Raw genomic sequence first — 17,121 nt, 5'->3', positions numbered from 1 at the left:
TCCACGTCGTAGACTCGTGCGTGATGGCTAACCTGATCAATCTGGAAAACGTCTCCAAAACGTGGGGGCTGAAAACGCTGCTCGACGGTGTGTCGCTGGGCGTACAAACCGGCGACCGCATCGGCATCGTCGGCGTCAATGGCGGTGGCAAGACCACGCTGCTTGAGGTGCTCACCGGCATTGAGCCGCCGGATGAGGGACGCGTGTCCCACAACTCCAGCCTGCGCATGGCTGTGGTCACGCAGCGCTTCGACTTAGACCCTGACCTGACTGTTGGCCAGGCAGTAGTGGAGCCGCTGGGTTTGCAGACGTTTGAGTGGGCCTCCAACGCCCGCGTGCGCGAGGTGCTGCAGGGCACCGGTGTTGCTGAGCTGGGTTTGGATACCGCAGTGGGCAACCTTTCCGGTGGTGAGCGCAGGCGCGTCAACCTTGCCGCCGCGTTGGTCCAGGACTTAGATCTGGTGGTGCTGGATGAGCCGACGAACCACCTCGACGTTGAAGGCGTGCAGTGGTTGGCCGATCACTTGCTGAACCGCAAGGTAGCGGTGGTGGTTGTGACCCACGACCGCTGGTTCCTCGACACCGTAGCCACCCTGACCTGGGAGGTTCATGACGGCACGGTGGACGTCTATGAAGGCGGCTACAACGACTGGACGTTTGCCCGCGCGGAGCGCGCACGCCAGGCGGATGCGATTGAGCAGCGCCGCCAAAACCTTGCCCGTAAGGAGCTTGCTTGGCTGCGACGTGGCGCGCCGGCGCGTACCTCCAAGCCGCGCTACCGCATCGAGGCCGCCGAGGCACTGATTGCAAACGTGCCGCCACCGCGCGACAAGGTGGAACTCATGGCGTTTTCCAAGCAGCGCCAGGGCCGTGTGGTCATTGAGCTGGAGGACGCACGCATTGACGCCCCCGACGGCCGCACGCTGGTAGACCACTTGACGTGGCGCCTCGCGCCGGGTGAGCGCATCGGCCTTGTTGGTGTGAATGGGTCCGGCAAGACCACGCTGCTGCGCACCCTGGCTGGGGAGTACCCGCTGGCCGCAGGCAAGCGTATTGAGGGCCAGACCACGCGGATTGGCTGGTTGCGCCAGGAGCTTGATGATCTGGATCCCACCCGCCGCGTTATCGACGCGGTGGAGGACGTTGCCACCTACATCGAACTGGGTAAAGGCCAAATGTCCGCCTCGCAGCTTGCAGAGCGCCTTGGGTTTTCCCCGAAGCGCCAGCGCACGCCCGTGGGGGACCTCTCCGGTGGTGAGCGCCGCCGTCTGCAACTCACGCGCGTACTCATGAGCGAGCCGAACGTGCTGCTTCTCGACGAGCCGACGAACGACCTTGACATCGATACCCTCCAAGAGCTCGAAGACTTGTTGGATAACTGGGCTGGCACGCTCGTGGTCATTTCCCACGACCGCTACCTCATCGAGCGCATTGCGGACAGCACGTATGCGCTGTTTGGGGACGGCAAACTCACCAACCTCCCCGGCGGCATCGCGCAATACCTTGAGCGTCGGGCCGCTGAGGAGAGCTCTGTTGGGGTGTTGGATTTGGGGGAGAAGCGTGGCGTCGAGAAGCAAAAGGCTCTTTCTTCTCAGGAGGAGCGTGAGCTTCGCAAGAAGATGAAGGCCCTAGAGCGCAAGATCGCTCAGGCGGAGGAATCCGTGGAGCGACTCGAGGCGGAGATTGCTGACCTGTCTGCGGCAGGGGAGTTTGATGCGATCGCGGGCAAGACGAAGGAGCTCGGTGCGGTCAAAGATGAGCGTGATGAGCTAGAAATGGAGTGGCTGGAGCTCGGCGAGCAGCTCGAAGGCTGAACTTGTGGCACAATGTGACGCATGAGGAAATTCGGACATAACTCACGTCTTGTTGCTCTGGCATGCGCGACCACCCTTGCAGCCGGCGCGCTAGTGCCCGCAACTGCATCCGCGCAGGTACAGATTCCAACCTCCAGCGAGCTGTCCTCGCGCGCAAACATCCAACTGCCGGATATTCAGGTACCACAGCAGATTGTAGACGGCGCCGCGCGCGTTGGCATCCACGTGCCGGGGCGCATTGAGCTCACCCCGAAGCCTGCGCTGAGCGCCGCGGAGCAGGAGCTGACCGCTTCTACCGAAAAGCAGCTGGTGAAGGAAGGCCACCGCAGGGACGCTGAAGCGCAGGCCATCGCAGCGCAGTGGGCGGCGCAGGCCGCTCGCGGTGAGGCAACGTTCGTGGGCAACGTTGGCCGCGGCACCACCGCAACCGATCGTGGCACCGGCCAGATTTACCGCCTGAGCCCGGCGCAGGCCGCGGACCGTATTGCGTTTTTGAACCGTGACATCAACGTCAATCCGGTGAAGGAGCCGAAGCGTTTCGGCGTTGCTACCGCGCGTAATGGCGAGACGATTTACCTGGCTGAATTCTTCCTTAACTAAACAATCGGTTACCTTTATAGGTATGAGTGACCAGTCGTCGAAGAAGCCCCCGAAACTATCCAAGAAAGCCTACGAGAAGGAGCTGCTTCGTCTGCAAGCTGAGCTTGTAGACATGCAGCAGTGGGTGGTTGAAACCGGCGCGCGCCTGGTCATCATCATGGAAGGCCGTGACGCTGCTGGTAAAGGCTCTGCAATTAAGCGCATCACGCAGTACCTGAACCCACGCACCTGCCGTATCGAGGCGCTGCCGAAGCCCACGGAGCGCGAGCAGGGGCAGTGGTACTTTCAGCGCTATGTGGAAAAACTCCCGGCGGCTGGTGAGATCGTCATCTTTGACCGTTCCTGGTACAACCGTGCCGGCGTTGAGCGCGTCATGGGCTTCTGCACCTCGCAGGAGTACCGCCGTTTCTTGCACCAGGCGCCGATTTTTGAGCGTCTGCTGGTGGAAGACGGCATCATGCTGCGCAAGTACTGGTTCTCGGTGTCCGATGAGGAGCAGTACAAGCGCTTCGTGTCCCGCCGCGAGGATCCGCTGCGCCAGTGGAAGCTGTCCCCGATGGACCTGGAGTCCATTACCAAGTGGGAGGAATACTCCCGCGCCAAGGATGAGATGTTCGTGCACACCGATATCCCGTCCGCACCGTGGTACACGGTGGAAAGCGAGGACAAGAAGCGCTCCCGCATCAACGTGATCTCGCACCTGCTATCCACGGTGCCGTACGAGCGGATTAAGCCGGACCTTCCCGAGATCCCGGAGCGCCCGGAAATCACGGATTACAGCCGTCCGCCGCGTGAAGAGTTCCGCTATGTGCCGGACGCCGCCGCCAAGCTAGAGGAGCGTCGCGTTAAAGGCTCGGACGGAAAGAAGAAAAAGAAGAAGCACAAGAACTAGTGCTTTTTGGGATAGCCCCGGGGTGTTGACACCGTTTTGTTGCCGGGGATCCAAAACCTCAGCGGTGCGTCCACGTTTTTGGAGATCCCAATTCGTGGACCCGCCACCCACTCGGGTGCTTCCTCGCGCATGTGGAGTGATACCGGTGTGCCATTATCTGGCAGCCTAAGGCCCAGTGCTTGGCCGAGGTTCCCCGGCCCGCGCGCGAGGTTCTCCCAGGGTATTTGTGCCCGGTCTGCGCGTTGTCGGCGCTGCCGTGCCAGCGCCTCGCCGGCGATCACCTCCCCGCCGCGCATCAAACACCCTTGGCCGTTGCCTTCCGGCGCGCACACGATGTTGCCGTTGTGGTGTAGGCCGTAGGAAAAGTACACGTAAAGGTGTCCTGGCGGCCCGAGCATTGTCGCATTGCGCTTGGTCATGCCGTTGAAGGTGTGCGCGGCGGGATCCTCGGCACCGAGGTATGCCTCCACCTCTGTGAGCCGGATGCTTACCCCGTGCATGGTGATCACACACCCAAGTAGCTTTGGTGCAACGACGTCTGCGGGTTGGGAAAAATCGATGGAAACACTCATTGCTACCAATATGGCCGCTTTGTCGCGCTGTGGCTACCTGGGTGAGGCGGGGTTAGAGAAATTTCGCCAGCATGTCCTGTACTGCCGCGCGTACTGTCGGTTGAGTGGCAAACGCCGCGCCACCGAGCACAGCGAGAACGCCAATCACAATGCCGGCAATTGCGCCTGGTGACAGGTGGCCCTGAGATGACTTGGGGGTCGCCTGTTCTTTGAACAGGACGTTGAGATCAACTCCCGATTCCTTCAATACCGTGCCCTTGGGGTAGTGGGCCAAAGATTTGGCCAAGCCCGTATCGGATGTGGTTTCACGGCCAAGCTCCTTGACGGCTGCGGGAGCCTTGATTTCGTTTTCCAGAGTGAAGGTGACCAAGGGTTCATCGTCGCCCTCCTCGGAAACCGGGTTGTAAGTGTGGTTAGCTACGCCGCTGAGCTTGTAGTCACCGAAAAGTGTCGCATTCTTGCCGTCGACTTTGAGCTTCAAATCCCAGTACTTGACGTCTACTGCCCAGCCCTCGACACCACCGACGTTCTTATATCCCTGCACATGTGCAGAGCCATCAAGGTCGAACGTCCATGTGCCATCGGTGTGAGTCGCGGCAGTGATCGGGAACGTGAACTCCAAGTTTTCGCTGTCCCACGATGCGCCTTCTTCTGCAGTGGCCTGGCCCTTGCCACGAATCACAGCTTGTTTGAGGAATGGCTTGGAGATAGGCCACGCGAAGCTTCCTGACTCAATCGTGGAAGCAGTGGAAGCAGTGGAAGCAGTGGAAGCCTTAGCCGGGGAGGCTGCAAACACGAGGCCTGTGCCAACGGCAAATGCGGTGCAAAGAGCAACGAAACGGGGAGAAAACATGTAGAACTCCTTCTAGAGATATGAAAATCCCGCCTCGGTAGACGGATAAGGGACCGCATTTTCTGTGTCATTCGAGGCGGGAAGCTTGTAAGGGGCTTAGCGTTTGAGCAGGTTGGCTGGCGGCTGTGTGAGCTGGAGGATATTTGCCACGCCTTTTGCCAATGCTGCAAGGGTGAGTACTAAGCCGATCGTAGAAATCACAAACGCGACCATGTGGATTGCGGTCGCTGCCGGTGATCCTTTCTCCGTTGATGACATGGTGACCATGGAACTCGTCTCAGAGGCAGGTTTTTTCTCAGCCGTGGCCGAGGCCGGAACGCCAAGCGCAAGTACAACGGAGACAGCGGCGCTAGCTGCTAGCAGGCGTCGCATTAAAACGGAAGGAACTGTCCGAGCATAGCCTGGACCTGGGGCAGGGTAGTGGCAAACGCCAAGCCGCCGAGAACTGCCAGGACAGCTACCACGATGCCGCCGATAGCGGCCGGGGAAGCGGAGCTATCTGGCTTCGGGTCAGCGGGTTTTTCAACCTTCTTAAAGTCAAGGGAGACGCCGACCTTGCTGTCCTCGAGCGGCTTGCCGGCCGTGTAGCTCGTGCCAAAGATGTCTACTCCGAACTCGGTCATTGCGGTTGGGGTGAAGGTGATCTCCTTCTTTCCGCCAGCAGCGGGCACGAGCGACTCCTTGACATCGAACTCGATGATCGGCTTGTCGTCATTCTTGGCATCATCCATACCGGCGTCCGGCTTAGTGCCCTTGCGTACGTAGTCTGCCTGCAGATGGCCCTTGTTGCCATTGATCACGATCTTGAAGTCGGACATTTGGATGTCCATGGCTCCCTTGTGGCCTTCGATGCGGATTGCACCGTCCAGATCGATGGTGCCCTCACCCTTGTCGTTGAGGGCGGAGTCTGCGACGTTGACCGGCAATTTAAAATCAACGACCTTGCCGTCTGCTTCGACCTTCTCGGCGCCGTCGGAAGCAGTGATGGTGCTTCCAACAAAAGGATTCTGTACGTAGCGCAGGAAGGATTCCTTGATGTTCCAGGTTGCGTTGCCGGAGAGCAGCTCTGGGATCTCGGCTGCGGAAGCTGCGGGGGCGAAAAGTGCGGTGGAGCGACAGTGGCGGCGGTGACAAGCGCCAGGGAGGAGGTACGGGACATTCCAATTCCTTTCAAAGGTTCAGAACAAAGACAGTCAATTAGGTTGACCTAACCATAGACAGGTTAGGCTAACCTTGGCAACCTGTGGGGGTGGTTGGGGTATTGTTGCGTCTAGCTGTGCGTCTAGCTGGCAGGCGCGCCCTGTGGTGCTTCGGCAGGGCTGACAAACACGCGCCCGTCCATACGCGAGACTGAGATTGGCCAGTCGTAGACAGCGCTGAGCACGTCGTCTGCGTAGACCTCCTCTACAGACCCCGTAGCGGCTACTTCGCCTGACTTCAGGCACACCACCCGGTCGCAGTAGCGCGCTGCAAGCTGCAAGTCGTGCAGCACCACAATGACGGCGACGCCTTGGGCTGCAAGCCCTCGGACAATGCCCATGGTCTGCTCCTGGAAGCGAACATCCATGGCGGCAGTCGGCTCATCAAGAAACACCACCGGGGTTTGCTGTGCGAGTACTCGGGCGAAGGCGGCGCGTGCTCGCTCACCACCGGAAAGCGTCAGCACCTCACGGTCCTGGAGGTGAGTCATGCCAGTGGTTGCAAGCGCGGCATCCACAATCGCGGCGTCCTCGGGGTTAGTACCCCAGGGGTGGCGTCCCATCTCAACGATGTCTCTTACGAGGAATGAAAACGCCACCCCAACGTCTTGCAGCATCACTGCTCGGGTACGGGCCAACTCTTGGGCTGAGCTTGTGGCGACGTTGTTGCCAGCCACCTCCACACGCCCCGAGGCTACGGCGATATCTCCAGAGAGCGCTGCCAGTAACGTGGACTTGCCTGCGCCGTTCGGGCCGATAAGGCCTGTGACTTCGCCTGACCGTGCTTCCATGGTGACGTCGTGAAGAATCATGCGGCCCTGTTTCATCACGGTCACGCCGCGTGCGTGGACACTCATAGATCATGGTTCTTTCGCAACATCTGCCGAAGCAGGAAGAAGAAGGTGGGCCCGCCAATAAGCGCGGTGAAGATGCCAATCGGCAGATCCGCGAAGGGAATGGCTGTGCGGGCGAAGATGTCTCCTGCGCCAATGAGGAGTGCCCCGCCGAGAGCGGAAGCCGGTAGCAGCACAGTATTTGAAGGGCCGACAGCGGTGCGCACGATGTGCGGAACCACAAGACCGACAAATCCGATCAATCCTGCAAAGGACACCGCAGCAGCGGTGAGTAGGGTGGACAGTACGATCGCCGCCATCCGTAGCCGCGAGACGTTGATGCCAACGTGGCTAGCAGCTTGGTCGCCAAGCGCAAGGATATCTAGCTTGCGTCCCAACAGCATTGACAGTGCGAGGGAGACCACAACCACGAACGCAACCGTGCCGGTTTGTGCCCAGCTCGCCCCGGCCAGGGAGCCCATCTGCCAGAAGATGATCTGCTCGCGGGCGGTAGTCGGTGCCATGAACGTCAGCAGCGCAATCGTGGCTCCACAGATCGCATTTGCCGCAATACCGACCAGGATTAGATTCAACACGCGAACGCTCCCTCCAGAGCGAGAGAGCCGGTAGACAACCGCGGTAGCCAAGGTTCCGGAGAGAAACGCGAACAGTGGCACTGTCATCGTGCCGAACGTACTGGCGCCGAACACGATTGCTGCCGCCGCACCGACGCCTGCGCCGGTACTCACACCAATCACGCTCGGCTCGGCAAGAGGGTTGGCAAAGACAGCCTGCATGAGTGCCCCGCCCACGCCTAAAGCAGCGCCGACAAATAGGCCAAGCACTAAGCGGGGCAGACGGATCTGCCACACTACAGATGCATCCAGGGTGGTGGCAGACATCGGACCCGCTGTGATGATCGGCCACAGCTCACTTGGCGCTAGCTCAAACTGGCCGACCATGATGGAAGCGACGGTGGTGACTGCCAAAAGTGCTGCAGTGACAATGAAGAGGATGACGCGTCCGCGGCGCCGTGCCTTAAAGGTCGAGAGTTTGGAACTCACTCACCCTCCCCGTACAGGGCATGGGCAGCGCGCAGCAGCATTTCACCGGTTTGGGGGCCAAAGGCAAGCGAGTCGCCGTCTGGAAGCGAAAGTACTCGCTTGTTTTTGCCTGCGGTTGTTTGCGCGACCCCTGGGCGTTGGAGGAGGCCTTCGATATCGCCGGTGGATTCGAGTCCGCCGTTCATCATGACAAACACTTCCGGGTTAACTTCTGCAAGCGCCTCCGGGCTGGCGGGGGAGGCGGCACCAATACCGTGCTCCGTGTTTACGTCCACGCCGCCAAGTGCCTCAATCAGGTCTTGGGTGCCGTCTGTGCCGCCAAGCAGGTAAAATACTCCGCCGGTGCCGCGTGCGTACAAGAAGGACATGCGAAGCGGCACGTCGGGCTTCACGGCCGCGATGGCGGACAGCGCCTCGTCCACTTCGCGTTGGCTACGCTCCGCCAAAAGGCGGCCAGCCTCGGGTTCACCAACCACCGTTGCGACGTTGATGATGTCCTGGCCCATCGACGCCATCGAGCGGGTCGGCTCCATGACCACTGTGGTTACTCCTGCCGCACGAATCTGGTCGATGGCCTCGCTCGGGCCCACGGAATGATCCACGATGACCAGGGTTGGTCGCAGGTTCAGAATTGCTTCAACATTGAGGGAGTGCCCATTTTCGGTCACCACGGGCAGATGGCTTAACGACGCTTCCGCCGAACTCACCGTCCGCCCCACAATATTGTCCCCGAGCCCAACTCCACGAAGCGTCTTCGTGTACGTGCCGTAAATATCAAGTGCCAGGATGCGGGAGGTGTCTGTGACGGTGACGTCGTAGCCGTCTGCGTCCGTTAGCTCCACGGGTAGTGCGTTTTGGCGGGGAGCGTCTACCGGTTCCACTTCGGAGATCTCGGTGACCATAGCAACGCCTTGGGTTTGGTGTGGGTCGCCAGCAGCCTCAAGAGAGTCCACGAGCTGCCGCGTTTCCATCTGCATTGGGTTGTCCCACGCAGCACAGCCGCTCAGAGGCATTGCGACAGCCAGCGCAGCAGCCAGGATGGGTCCTGCAAGTTTTTTGGTGAAGTTCATGATGGTGCTCCTATGCGGTGATGGCGAACCTGGTGAGTGCTCCGCCCGCCCCGATCATGGAGGCGGCGAGCAGGAGGAACTTGGCCAGCGCGGCATCGTCCCAGCCGCTACCAGCGTCGGCACCGGAAACGTTTTTGATTTGGAATTGCCCGCCTTGCGGCTGCTCGGCTGAAACAACGGTTTCGGCACCTTGGACATCATCAAGCACACTGGTCCCGGAGGCAGTGTTGGCTGTAGTGCTGGCTGTTGTGTTCGCTGCACTACCACCTGTGCCACCGCTACTGCGGAGCTTTTCAGCACTGTTGGATGAGCCGCCCTTGCCTGTGGCGGCGGCGGAATTGCTGCCACCCTGGCCATCAGCACAGTTGGCGGAGCCGCCAAGTTGCGCTGTGAAACTGATCGGATCTAGCGGATCCCCCGGCGGGTAGAACTGCCCGAAGGCTTCCGCACCAACATCAGTCAGCGTTGTTGTTGCGGTACCGGACGCTGCTGTTTCGGAAATGTTCAGATCAGTGAAGCTAAGGTTGGCAATGGCAACGCGCCCGTAGTCATTCCGCGTGCCCTCGGTGCTGTTTGAAGCCGCGTTGAGAACAAGTTGCCCGGTATTGCCGCTGAACTGGATCTCTAGGTTGGAAAAACGCGTGTCAAGTACGCCATTGTGGCCGGTGAAGCGAATGCTGCCGGGCAGCAGGACGGTGCCTGTGCGTGTCGACGGATCCACCGCTCCCGCATTTCCGTTGAATGTGAAAGACGTGCCGTTATCTCCAACACCCGTAAGTTCCCAAGCGCCTTTCGCAATGTTGCCCCGGATGTAGGTGCGGAACGACTGCCGCACACCCCAGGTTGCCTCGGCGCTGGTGACTCCCTTCGACGCGGGCGCGCTACACGCATCACCAGCCGCAGACCCTGCTTGCTGTGCTTGTTTAGTTTGCCCTGCTTGTCCTGCCTGGCCTGCTTGCTGTGCTTGTGGCGCTTGCTGTGCCTGCAACGCTTGTGCTGCCGGGTTGACGCGGTTGTACAGATTCTCGCCGTTCTTGAGAACATTATCGGTGTTGACTAGAAGGCCGTTGACCTCAATGAGTGTGTCGTTGATGTCACCGAGCAGGCTCGCGGGGCCAGAGGTTGCTTTTGAGCGGGTAGCGCCTGTTCCGCCCTCAGGGGATTTCCCGGTTTGCCCGCCCGAGGGGGCGCCCAGGGAGTATTGGGGGGTGGGGGCGGGGCCGCTGGCGTCATGAAGTGAAAGCCCAATGCTGATTGGGTCGAGTTGCTCACCGGCCTCGTAGAAACCGCCGAAGATTTCGGCGCCGCTCGCGGTCAGAGATACCGATCCGGCGATGGTGGTTTGCGCTGCGGCGAAGTCTGGGGATTGGTTCAGTGCGATGGCGGCCAGTACTTCTTGACGGCCCTCCCGGAAACCGCCAGTTTTATCCATCCCTTCGTACTTGCGGGAGGCGTAATCTACGCGCAGTTCCGCCTGCGTGCCGTTGACAACAATGATGGGGTTGCGCAGCGTCATGTCTAGGGCGCCGTTGTGTCCGTAGAAGTGCACTTCGCCAGAGAAGTTGATCTGCCCGGAAGTCGATGAACTGATCGCTGCGGATTCGAGTGGGAAACTGAATCCGGAACCGCTGCGCGTCGCGCCACCATCAGTGGAAATCGAACCTTTAGCTACGCCTGTTTCAACGTATTTCCGAAACGATTCGCGTATGCCCCAATCCATCGTGCCTGCAGTGGCGGCTCGGTGTGTCGAGGCGGCCTGGGCGTGGGCGGGTGGGGCAGCGAGGAAGGCAGGGCCGCAGGCGAGTGCGGAAAAAGTGAAGAAGCTAGCGGCAACTACGGCGGTGCAGGTGTGTCGGAAGTTCATAGGGCCTCGGCAGGTTTCACTCAAGGAATATGGTGGATAGGCTAACCTTAGCGAACTAAGGCTAACTTTACTAAACAAAGAGGTGTCTCTATGACAGCAACGTCCGAGCCTGTGACCGACTTCATTCCGCTTGTGCCAGATGATTCCCCGCTGGAGGACAACCACTACTCCCAGCCGCGCTTTGCAAGCTGGGAAAAGGCGCTACTTGCGCTCATAACTGGCGTCATTGCATTTGGCGGGGCAACCGGCAATGTGTGGGTGGCGTTTCCGGCCGCTGTACTTATGGTGGCTGTCCTGTATGGGCTTGCAGCGCTGCCGGACAGAAACTACGTCGGGGAAGAAGCGAATAGGCACGCCGGGCTGGTGCTAGGTGTTGTGTGGGCTGCCATAACGCTGCTAGCGGCCCTGGCATTGTTCTTGGTGCCAGCAAGCTACACGCTCACCGGTGGGATTGTGACGGCACTTGTGTCTGCGGGTTGTCTTTGGGGGGCGATCGCGTATGTGGATCGCCCGAGCAGCCTCGCCAGTTACGCCAGCTGACGCGCTGTGGCGAGGTTCTGGAACACCGCCTGATTCAGGTCAAAGGCGCGCTTTGCAGCGTTGATAAGGCGCGCACGCTCTTCTTCTCCAAGCTGCATAGCGTCAAGGGCTGCCTTGTACTGTGTGCGGTACGGCGGGATCTTGCCAATAGCGGAGAAGTCATAGAAGTTCAGTGCGTCTTCTTGTAGCTCGTATGCTTCGCGGAACACGCGCGCAAGCACCTGGCCGCCAGCAATGTCGCCGAGGTAGCGAACGTAGTGATGTGCGACTACCTCGGGGCCGTCGTCAGGGCCGAGCGCCTCTAGCTCAGCGACGTAGCGAGCAGTCGCTGGGAGCGGTTCGATCTCGCGCCAGGACGTGCCGAGCATGGAGGTGAGGTCCTGTGTGATTGCCTCGACTCGCTCAAGGCGCTGGTCCGCAATGAGGGTTACAGCAGGGTGGGCGGAGGCCTGGCGTACAGCGGCTTCAAGTGCTGAATAGATGTGGAAGTACTGCACGGTCAGTTCAGCTACCGCGTTACTGTCCAGCTTGCCGCCACTGAGGCTGGCCATGAAGTGGGAGTTCTCTGCGTTGGTGTGGGCCTGTGCGGTCTGGTCCTTTAGTGCGATAGAAAGCTGCTCGCCGGCGGTGGGCAACGTTGTTGTCAATCTTCTACTCCTTGGAAGGATGGGTAATTTCCCTTAACGATAAAGGCAAGCCTTACCTAAGTTCAATTAGACGAAAGGTTGATTTCTTCCCCACAAAGCCTTGTGATGTGCAACACTATTGGGCATGAATGCAACACACACCTCAAATCTGGCTGATGATTCCAAAGTCCTCGTCGAAGTCCGCGGCACCACAGGCGTGCTCACGCTGAACCGTCCGAAGGCGTTGAACTCGCTGGACTATGACATGATCAAAATCTTCGATTCCACGCTGCGTAGCTGGGCTACCGATGACTCCATTGAGCAGGTCGTGGTCTTGTCTAACTCGAAGCATTTTTGCTCCGGTGGCGACGTGAAGGCGGCTCGCGAGCAAATCCTGCTAGGCAATCACGAGATCATCGATGAGTTCTTCGCCGTCGAGTACAAGATGAACCAGTTCATCGCGGAGTACCCGAAGCCGTACACAGCGCTGGTCAGCGGCGTCAACATGGGCGGAGGCATGGGTATTTCCGCCCACGGCTCGCAGTTCGTCGTCGCCGAAGGTGCGTTCGCATCCATGCCCGAGATGAACATCGGCTTCATCACGGACGTTGGCATGAGCTGGACGCTGCAAAACCTGCCCGGCCGCCCGTCCAAAAACCTGGGCAAGTTCCTCGGCCTGACCGGCTACCGCCTCACCCCCGATGACATGTGTGAGCTTGGCCTTGCTACCCACAAGGTCGCCTCGCTCGATGGGGTTCTCACTCCTGAGGGCAGTCTGCTTATCGACGCCACGCCGACCAACCCCAGCGCCCTTTCCCAATGGTTCGACGACATCGAGCGCACGTTTGACGGCTCCTGGGCCGAGATTGATGCGCGACTGGACAACGCAGACCCCGAGTTTGCTGCCTTGGTGCGCGAGCTGACCAAGCAGGCTTCGCCTTCAGCGTTGGTGGCCACTGCTGAGCTGTTTGAGGCAAACGCGAAGCTCAACCTGGAAGATGCGCTGGAAAACGAGCGTGTCTTGGCGGAATTGATGCGCCGTGAGCCTGACTTTGTGGAAGGGGTGCGTGCGGTGCTTGTGGATAAGGATCAAAGCCCAAGCTTCGCCCCGCAGCCTGATCCGGAGAAGTACCGCAAGGTGCTGCGCTAGATGCGTGAAAACCGGTAGAATAGAACCGGTTTTTGCCAACACTCATTCACTTCAAACACTCACCGCAAGGAGCGTCCGTGACCGAGACCGTCAACCACCGTGATGATTGGAACCGCAAGATTGAGCTGGCGCAGCAAATGCTGCCGCTGATCAGCCGTCTGCACCGCGAGCACAACGCTGTGACTTCCATCTATGGCCGTCTGCTGGTGGGGGTGACGGACATTGACGTGATCAAGGCCCACCGCTACGCGCGCCGTATTGAAGAGACGGAGCTGCCGCTGGATGAGACCCTGCCGATCCTCCAGGAACTGGTGGAGATGGACCTGGGCACCGCATCCATCGACCTGGGCCGCCTTGCGCGCCTGTACCGCGAGTCCAATGGCCAGGACATGCGCGCATTCCTGGAGGAGCAGCTGGCTGACGTTGTCGGCACCTCTTCCGAGCTTGAGGCGCGTGACGTTGTGCTCTACGGCTTCGGTCGCATCGGCCGCCTGCTGGCTCGTATCCTGATTGCCCGTGAAGCAACCTATGGTGGCGTGCGCCTGCGCGCTGTGGTGGTGCGCAGCAAGGGCGAGGCAGACATTGTGAAGCGTGCTTCGCTGCTGCGCCGTGACTCTGTCCACGGCCCGTTCAACGGCACGATCACCGTGGACCGTGAGAACGACATCATTTGGGCTAACGGCACCCCGATCCAGATGATCTACGCCAACAACCCGGCTGAGATTGACTACACGCAGTACGGCATTAACAACGCCATCGTCGTTGACAACACTGGTGTGTGGCGCGACTGTGACGGCCTGTCCAAGCATCTGGAGTCCAAGGGCGTGGACCGCGTGCTGCTGACCGCTCCGGGCAAGGGCGACATCCCGAACATTGTCTACGGCATCAACCAGGACATGATCGGGGAGGAGCGCGTGCTCTCCGCAGCATCCTGCACCACCAACGGCATCACCCCGGTGCTGAAGGTGATCAATGACCGCTACGGCGTCAATCACGGCCACGTGGAAACCGTCCACGCATACACCAATGACCAGAACCTGGCCGACAACTTCCACAAGGGTGACCGTCGTGGCCGCGCCGCTGGCCTGAACATGGTGCTTACCGAAACCGGTGCCGCGAAGGCCGTGTCCAAGGCACTGCCGGAGTTTGAGGGCAAGCTGACCGGCAACGCAATCCGCGTTCCTACGCCGGACGTCTCCATGGCTGTGATCAACCTGGAGCTGGAGACCGAGGTGGAAAAGGACGAGGTGAACAACTTCCTGCGCCGCGTCTCCACCGACTCGGAGCTGCGTCAGCAGATCGACTACATCCACTCCCCGGAGGTTGTCTCCACCGATCTGCTGGGCACCACCCATGCTGGTGTGGTTGATGGTCTTGCCACCATCGCTTCCGGCAAGCACCTCGTGCTCTACGTCTGGTACGACAACGAGTACGGCTACTCCCACCAGGTCATCCGCGTGGTGGAGGACATTGCCGGCGTGCGCCCGAAGATCTACCCGCCGCGCGTAGCTCCGTCCGAGCTTTAAATAAGGCTCTAAGTCAGCGCTTTTCGGTAGATCTCTACCACGGCCTCAGTGGAACTACGCCAGTTCCACTTGAGGGCCTCCTCGCGGGCGGCGGCGGACATGGTGGAGTGCAGGTGGGCGTCGCTAAGCAAAAGCTCTAGCTTGTCCGCCCATGCGGAATCGGGGAGTGCGGGGTCCACTAGGAACCCTGTCTCCCCGTCGGCCACTACGAATGGCAGGCCGCCCGCGTTCGCCGCAACCACCGGCACGCCAGAGGCAAAGGCCTCAAGGGCGGCGAAGCCTAAAGTTTCGGTGGTGGAGGGGAACAACAGCACGTCGCCGGACGCGTAAGCCGCGTTCAGGTCAGCGCCGGAGAGGTAGCCGGTCAGCGTGATCCAATCGCGTTTGAAGGTGCGCTGGACCTCTTTGTACTGCGGGCCCTCACCCACCACCGCTAGGCGTGCGTTTGGAATGCGTTCGCGCAGCTTCTCCATGATTGGCAGGCAGCGCTCGACGGACTTTTCAGCAGATACGCGGCCGACGAAGATGACAAGGGGGGCGTCGGGGTTGCCGTCGCTAAGCATGTCGCGCATCTCACGAGTAGCTTTTTCCGGCGCGAAGCTTGCCGTATCCACTGCTTTTGGCCACAGCTCGACGTTTTCAATGCCATAGTGCGCGGCTTTATCCATCATCGGACCCGAAGTGACCAAGTTGTACTTAGCCTTGCCATGGAAGGTTCGAAGCCCCCACTCAGCGATCGGTTTCACCCAAGGAATGCCCAGCTTGAGGCAGTATTCCGGCACATCAGTGTGGAACGACGCCACCATTGGTACGCCTTGTGTCTGCGCGATATAGCTCGCCCAGCCAGCAGTCCAAATCGGGTTAACCAAGTGCACCACGTCGGGCTGAAACTGCGCCAAACGCCGCGGCACCTGCGGGGTAAGCACGCCGAACTTTACTTCCGGGTACACCGGCAGGCTTAGCGACGGCACACGCACCACCTCAAAGCCCGCATACTCCTTCGGCGCGTCACCGGTGGCGAAGATCAACACCTCATGGCCGAGCTCGGCGAGCTGCTCAAGGTGGCGGGTCACGCGGGTGACCACACCGTCAATTTTGGGCAGGAAAACCTCGGTGATAACCGCGATGCGCACTAGCGCTCGCCCTCAGGCACACCCTCGTGCTGGGCCTTCGTCCACAGGGAACGAGCCGGGATCTTGGTGCGGTCCACGCGGTCGGCGTACTTGCGTGCGACGTCCTCAACCTCCGTAAGCAGGCCCTCTGCCAGAAAGGTCGGTTCAAGGCCTAGGCCGATGAACGTGTCGTTCGCAACAAACAGCTCGTTTTCCGCAGCCTCGTTGCGTGGGTTCGGAACCATCTGCACCTCAGCGCCCGAGATTTTGCCAATCAGCTGCGCCAGGTCGCGCACGCGGTGGGTCTCCGTCATCTGGTTGAAGATCTTCACGCGCTCGCCCTTAGCTGGCGGGTTCTCCACTGCGAGCTGGATGCACTTCGCCATGTCACGAATGTGGATGAATGCGCGAGTCTGGCCGCCGGTGCCGTGGACGGTCAGCGGGTAGCCAACCGCGGCCTGCATGAGGAAGCGATTGAGGACGGTGCCGTAGTCACCGTCGTAATCAAAGCGGTTGATCAGACGCTCATCGCGCTCCGTCTGCGGCGTGTGTGTGCCCCAGATGATGCCCTGGTGCAGGTCTGTGATCCGCAGCTGGTCATTCTTGGCGTAGTACGCAAACAGATTCTGATCCAGCACCTTGGTCATGTGATAGACAGAGCCAGGGTTGGTGGGGTAGAGGATCTCCTGCTTGACGACGCCATTCTCACCCGCATCCACCTGCACATCCAAGTAGCCTTCCGGGATCTTCATTCCGGCGGTGCCGTAGCCGTACACGCCCATGGTGCCCAAGTGGACGATGTGGACATCCAGACCGGATTCAACCACGGCTACCAGCAGGTTGTGGGTGGCGTTGACATTGTTGTCCACCGTGTAGCGCTTGGTGCGGTTGTTCTTCATAGAATACGGCGCAGCACGCTGCTCCGCGAAGTGGATGACCACATCCGGCTTGTAGTCCTGAATGAACGTGAGCAGGCCCTCGAAATCCTGTGCAACGTCAATGTTTTGGAAGCCGATCTCCTTGCCGGTGACTTCCTTCCATGCAGCCAAGCGGTCTTCGATGCTTGCAATCGGCGTAAGCGATTCTGCACCCAACTCCTTGTCAATGGCGCGCCGGGACAGATTGTCCACAATCACCACGTCATGGCCAATGTCCGAAAGGTGCAGCGATGCCGGCCAGCCGCAAAAACCATCTCCGCCGAGTACTGCAATCTTCACCTGTTCACTCCAGTCATTTTGTCCGAGAACACTTCCCGCCTACGTTACCCGCGCAAGTGGTGGTCCGCCTGATGAGACGGGGAATGTTCTGTTTTTGCTGGTCAGGGGCGTGTGGGGGTTGGGGGCTATACTGATTGCAACCGCTAGTGTGCCTGCCGAATGCATAAACGAAAATCAATGCAATAAATC

At 60.0% G+C, this 17,121-nt stretch carries 17 protein-coding genes; 6 read left to right on the top strand and 11 right to left on the bottom strand.

Features of this window, described 5'->3' with window-relative positions:
- The first annotated feature begins 23 nt into the window (after nucleotides 1-23).
- The 3 genes from HMPREF3104_RS09860 to ppk2 are packed head-to-tail and all read left to right on the top strand — an operon-like array spanning nucleotide 24 to nucleotide 3,306.
- Nucleotides 24-1,814: an ABC-F family ATP-binding cassette domain-containing protein gene (locus HMPREF3104_RS09860; protein ID WP_052205012.1), complete on the top strand. Its 1,791-nt coding sequence runs from the start codon at nucleotides 24-26 to the stop codon at nucleotides 1,812-1,814.
- 21 nt (nucleotides 1,815-1,835) lie between these two features.
- The gene (locus HMPREF3104_RS09855) at nucleotides 1,836-2,414 is read left to right on the top strand and encodes a hypothetical protein (protein ID WP_070495559.1); all 579 of its coding nucleotides are present in this window, start codon (nucleotides 1,836-1,838) and stop codon (nucleotides 2,412-2,414) included.
- A gap of 22 nt (nucleotides 2,415-2,436) precedes the next feature.
- Nucleotides 2,437-3,306: a polyphosphate kinase 2 gene (gene ppk2 / locus HMPREF3104_RS09850; RefSeq protein WP_070495556.1), complete on the top strand. Its 870-nt coding sequence runs from the start codon at nucleotides 2,437-2,439 to the stop codon at nucleotides 3,304-3,306.
- On the opposite strand, the gene HMPREF3104_RS09845 is transcribed toward ppk2, so the two are convergent.
- From HMPREF3104_RS09845 to HMPREF3104_RS09810, 8 genes are all read right to left on the bottom strand, one after another.
- A complete protein-coding gene (locus HMPREF3104_RS09845; protein WP_070495553.1) occupies nucleotides 3,303-3,878 on the bottom strand; it encodes a DNA-3-methyladenine glycosylase in 576 nt (191 codons plus the stop codon). The genes ppk2 and HMPREF3104_RS09845 overlap by 4 nt on opposite strands.
- 52 nt (nucleotides 3,879-3,930) lie before the next feature.
- Nucleotides 3,931-4,731: an HtaA domain-containing protein gene (locus tag HMPREF3104_RS09840; protein ID WP_070495550.1), complete on the bottom strand. Its 801-nt coding sequence runs from the start codon at nucleotides 4,729-4,731 to the stop codon at nucleotides 3,931-3,933.
- 96 nt (nucleotides 4,732-4,827) lie between these two features.
- Entirely contained in the window at nucleotides 4,828-5,103 is a 276-nt protein-coding gene (locus HMPREF3104_RS09835; protein ID WP_070495547.1) for a hypothetical protein, read from the bottom strand.
- Entirely contained in the window at nucleotides 5,103-5,795 is a 693-nt protein-coding gene (locus HMPREF3104_RS09830; protein WP_256388275.1) for an HtaA domain-containing protein, read from the bottom strand. The genes HMPREF3104_RS09835 and HMPREF3104_RS09830 overlap by 1 nt, the downstream gene beginning before the upstream one ends.
- A gap of 218 nt (nucleotides 5,796-6,013) precedes the next feature.
- A complete protein-coding gene (locus tag HMPREF3104_RS09825) occupies nucleotides 6,014-6,787 on the bottom strand; it encodes a heme ABC transporter ATP-binding protein (RefSeq protein WP_052205005.1) in 774 nt (257 codons plus the stop codon).
- Nucleotides 6,784-7,827 carry a FecCD family ABC transporter permease gene (locus HMPREF3104_RS09820; RefSeq protein ID WP_070495541.1) on the bottom strand — a complete coding sequence of 348 codons (1,044 nt, stop codon included), beginning with the start codon at nucleotides 7,825-7,827 and terminating at the stop codon, nucleotides 6,784-6,786. The genes HMPREF3104_RS09825 and HMPREF3104_RS09820 overlap by 4 nt, the downstream gene beginning before the upstream one ends.
- Nucleotides 7,824-8,897, bottom strand: coding sequence for a heme/hemin ABC transporter substrate-binding protein (locus tag HMPREF3104_RS09815; RefSeq protein ID WP_052205003.1), 1,074 nt, complete (start codon nucleotides 8,895-8,897; stop codon nucleotides 7,824-7,826). Before HMPREF3104_RS09815 ends, HMPREF3104_RS09820 begins: the two co-directional genes overlap by 4 nt.
- 10 nt (nucleotides 8,898-8,907) lie before the next feature.
- Nucleotides 8,908-10,761 (bottom strand): HtaA domain-containing protein, encoded by a 1,854-nt coding sequence (locus HMPREF3104_RS09810; RefSeq protein WP_083279054.1) that lies wholly within the window; start codon nucleotides 10,759-10,761, stop codon nucleotides 8,908-8,910.
- Between the two features lie 90 nt (nucleotides 10,762-10,851).
- Between HMPREF3104_RS09810 and HMPREF3104_RS09805 the strand changes: the two genes are divergently transcribed.
- Nucleotides 10,852-11,301 (top strand): hypothetical protein, encoded by a 450-nt coding sequence (locus tag HMPREF3104_RS09805; RefSeq protein WP_070495535.1) that lies wholly within the window; start codon nucleotides 10,852-10,854, stop codon nucleotides 11,299-11,301.
- Here the strand turns inward: HMPREF3104_RS09805 and HMPREF3104_RS09800 are convergent.
- Nucleotides 11,289-11,948 (bottom strand): biliverdin-producing heme oxygenase, encoded by a 660-nt coding sequence (locus tag HMPREF3104_RS09800; RefSeq protein ID WP_070495532.1) that lies wholly within the window; start codon nucleotides 11,946-11,948, stop codon nucleotides 11,289-11,291. The two genes, HMPREF3104_RS09805 and HMPREF3104_RS09800, sit on opposite strands and share 13 nt — an antisense overlap.
- Before the next feature lie 124 nt (nucleotides 11,949-12,072).
- Between HMPREF3104_RS09800 and HMPREF3104_RS09795 the strand changes: the two genes are divergently transcribed.
- A complete protein-coding gene (locus HMPREF3104_RS09795) occupies nucleotides 12,073-13,077 on the top strand; it encodes a 3-hydroxyisobutyryl-CoA hydrolase (RefSeq protein ID WP_070495529.1) in 1,005 nt (334 codons plus the stop codon).
- A gap of 77 nt (nucleotides 13,078-13,154) precedes the next feature.
- A complete protein-coding gene (locus tag HMPREF3104_RS09790) occupies nucleotides 13,155-14,603 on the top strand; it encodes a glyceraldehyde-3-phosphate dehydrogenase (RefSeq protein ID WP_070495526.1) in 1,449 nt (482 codons plus the stop codon).
- 8 nt (nucleotides 14,604-14,611) lie between these two features.
- Here the strand turns inward: HMPREF3104_RS09790 and HMPREF3104_RS09785 are convergent, their stop codons facing one another.
- Nucleotides 14,612-15,736, bottom strand: a complete 1,125-nt coding sequence (locus HMPREF3104_RS09785; RefSeq protein ID WP_070495523.1) for a glycosyltransferase family 4 protein — start codon at nucleotides 15,734-15,736, stop codon at nucleotides 14,612-14,614.
- Nucleotides 15,736-16,932 carry an NAD-dependent epimerase/dehydratase family protein gene (locus HMPREF3104_RS09780; protein WP_070495520.1) on the bottom strand — a complete coding sequence of 399 codons (1,197 nt, stop codon included), beginning with the start codon at nucleotides 16,930-16,932 and terminating at the stop codon, nucleotides 15,736-15,738. Before HMPREF3104_RS09780 ends, HMPREF3104_RS09785 begins: the two co-directional genes overlap by 1 nt.
- Nucleotides 16,933-17,121 lie beyond the last annotated feature (189 nt).

Source organism: Corynebacterium sp. HMSC30G07, from assembly GCF_001806945.1.
Classification (GTDB): domain Bacteria; phylum Actinomycetota; class Actinomycetes; order Mycobacteriales; family Mycobacteriaceae; genus Corynebacterium; species Corynebacterium riegelii.
The sequence above is the reverse complement of the archived record's forward strand: the minus strand, read 5'-3'. Positions and strand labels throughout refer to the sequence as shown.

Coding starts and splice junctions, on each gene's coding strand:
- HMPREF3104_RS09860 (WP_052205012.1), top strand. CDS start 24: ATGGCTAACCTGATCAATCTGGAAAACGTCTCCAAAACGTGGGGGCTG.
- HMPREF3104_RS09855 (WP_070495559.1), top strand. CDS start 1,836: ATGAGGAAATTCGGACATAACTCACGTCTTGTTGCTCTGGCATGCGCG.
- ppk2 (WP_070495556.1), top strand. CDS start 2,437: ATGAGTGACCAGTCGTCGAAGAAGCCCCCGAAACTATCCAAGAAAGCC.
- HMPREF3104_RS09845 (WP_070495553.1), bottom strand. CDS start 3,878: ATGAGTGTTTCCATCGATTTTTCCCAACCCGCAGACGTCGTTGCACCA.
- HMPREF3104_RS09840 (WP_070495550.1), bottom strand. CDS start 4,731: ATGTTTTCTCCCCGTTTCGTTGCTCTTTGCACCGCATTTGCCGTTGGC.
- HMPREF3104_RS09835 (WP_070495547.1), bottom strand. CDS start 5,103: ATGCGACGCCTGCTAGCAGCTAGCGCCGCTGTCTCCGTTGTACTTGCG.
- HMPREF3104_RS09825 (WP_052205005.1), bottom strand. CDS start 6,787: ATGAGTGTCCACGCACGCGGCGTGACCGTGATGAAACAGGGCCGCATG.
- HMPREF3104_RS09815 (WP_052205003.1), bottom strand. CDS start 8,897: ATGAACTTCACCAAAAAACTTGCAGGACCCATCCTGGCTGCTGCGCTG.
- HMPREF3104_RS09810 (WP_083279054.1), bottom strand. CDS start 10,761: ATGAACTTCCGACACACCTGCACCGCCGTAGTTGCCGCTAGCTTCTTC.
- HMPREF3104_RS09805 (WP_070495535.1), top strand. CDS start 10,852: ATGACAGCAACGTCCGAGCCTGTGACCGACTTCATTCCGCTTGTGCCA.
- HMPREF3104_RS09795 (WP_070495529.1), top strand. CDS start 12,073: ATGAATGCAACACACACCTCAAATCTGGCTGATGATTCCAAAGTCCTC.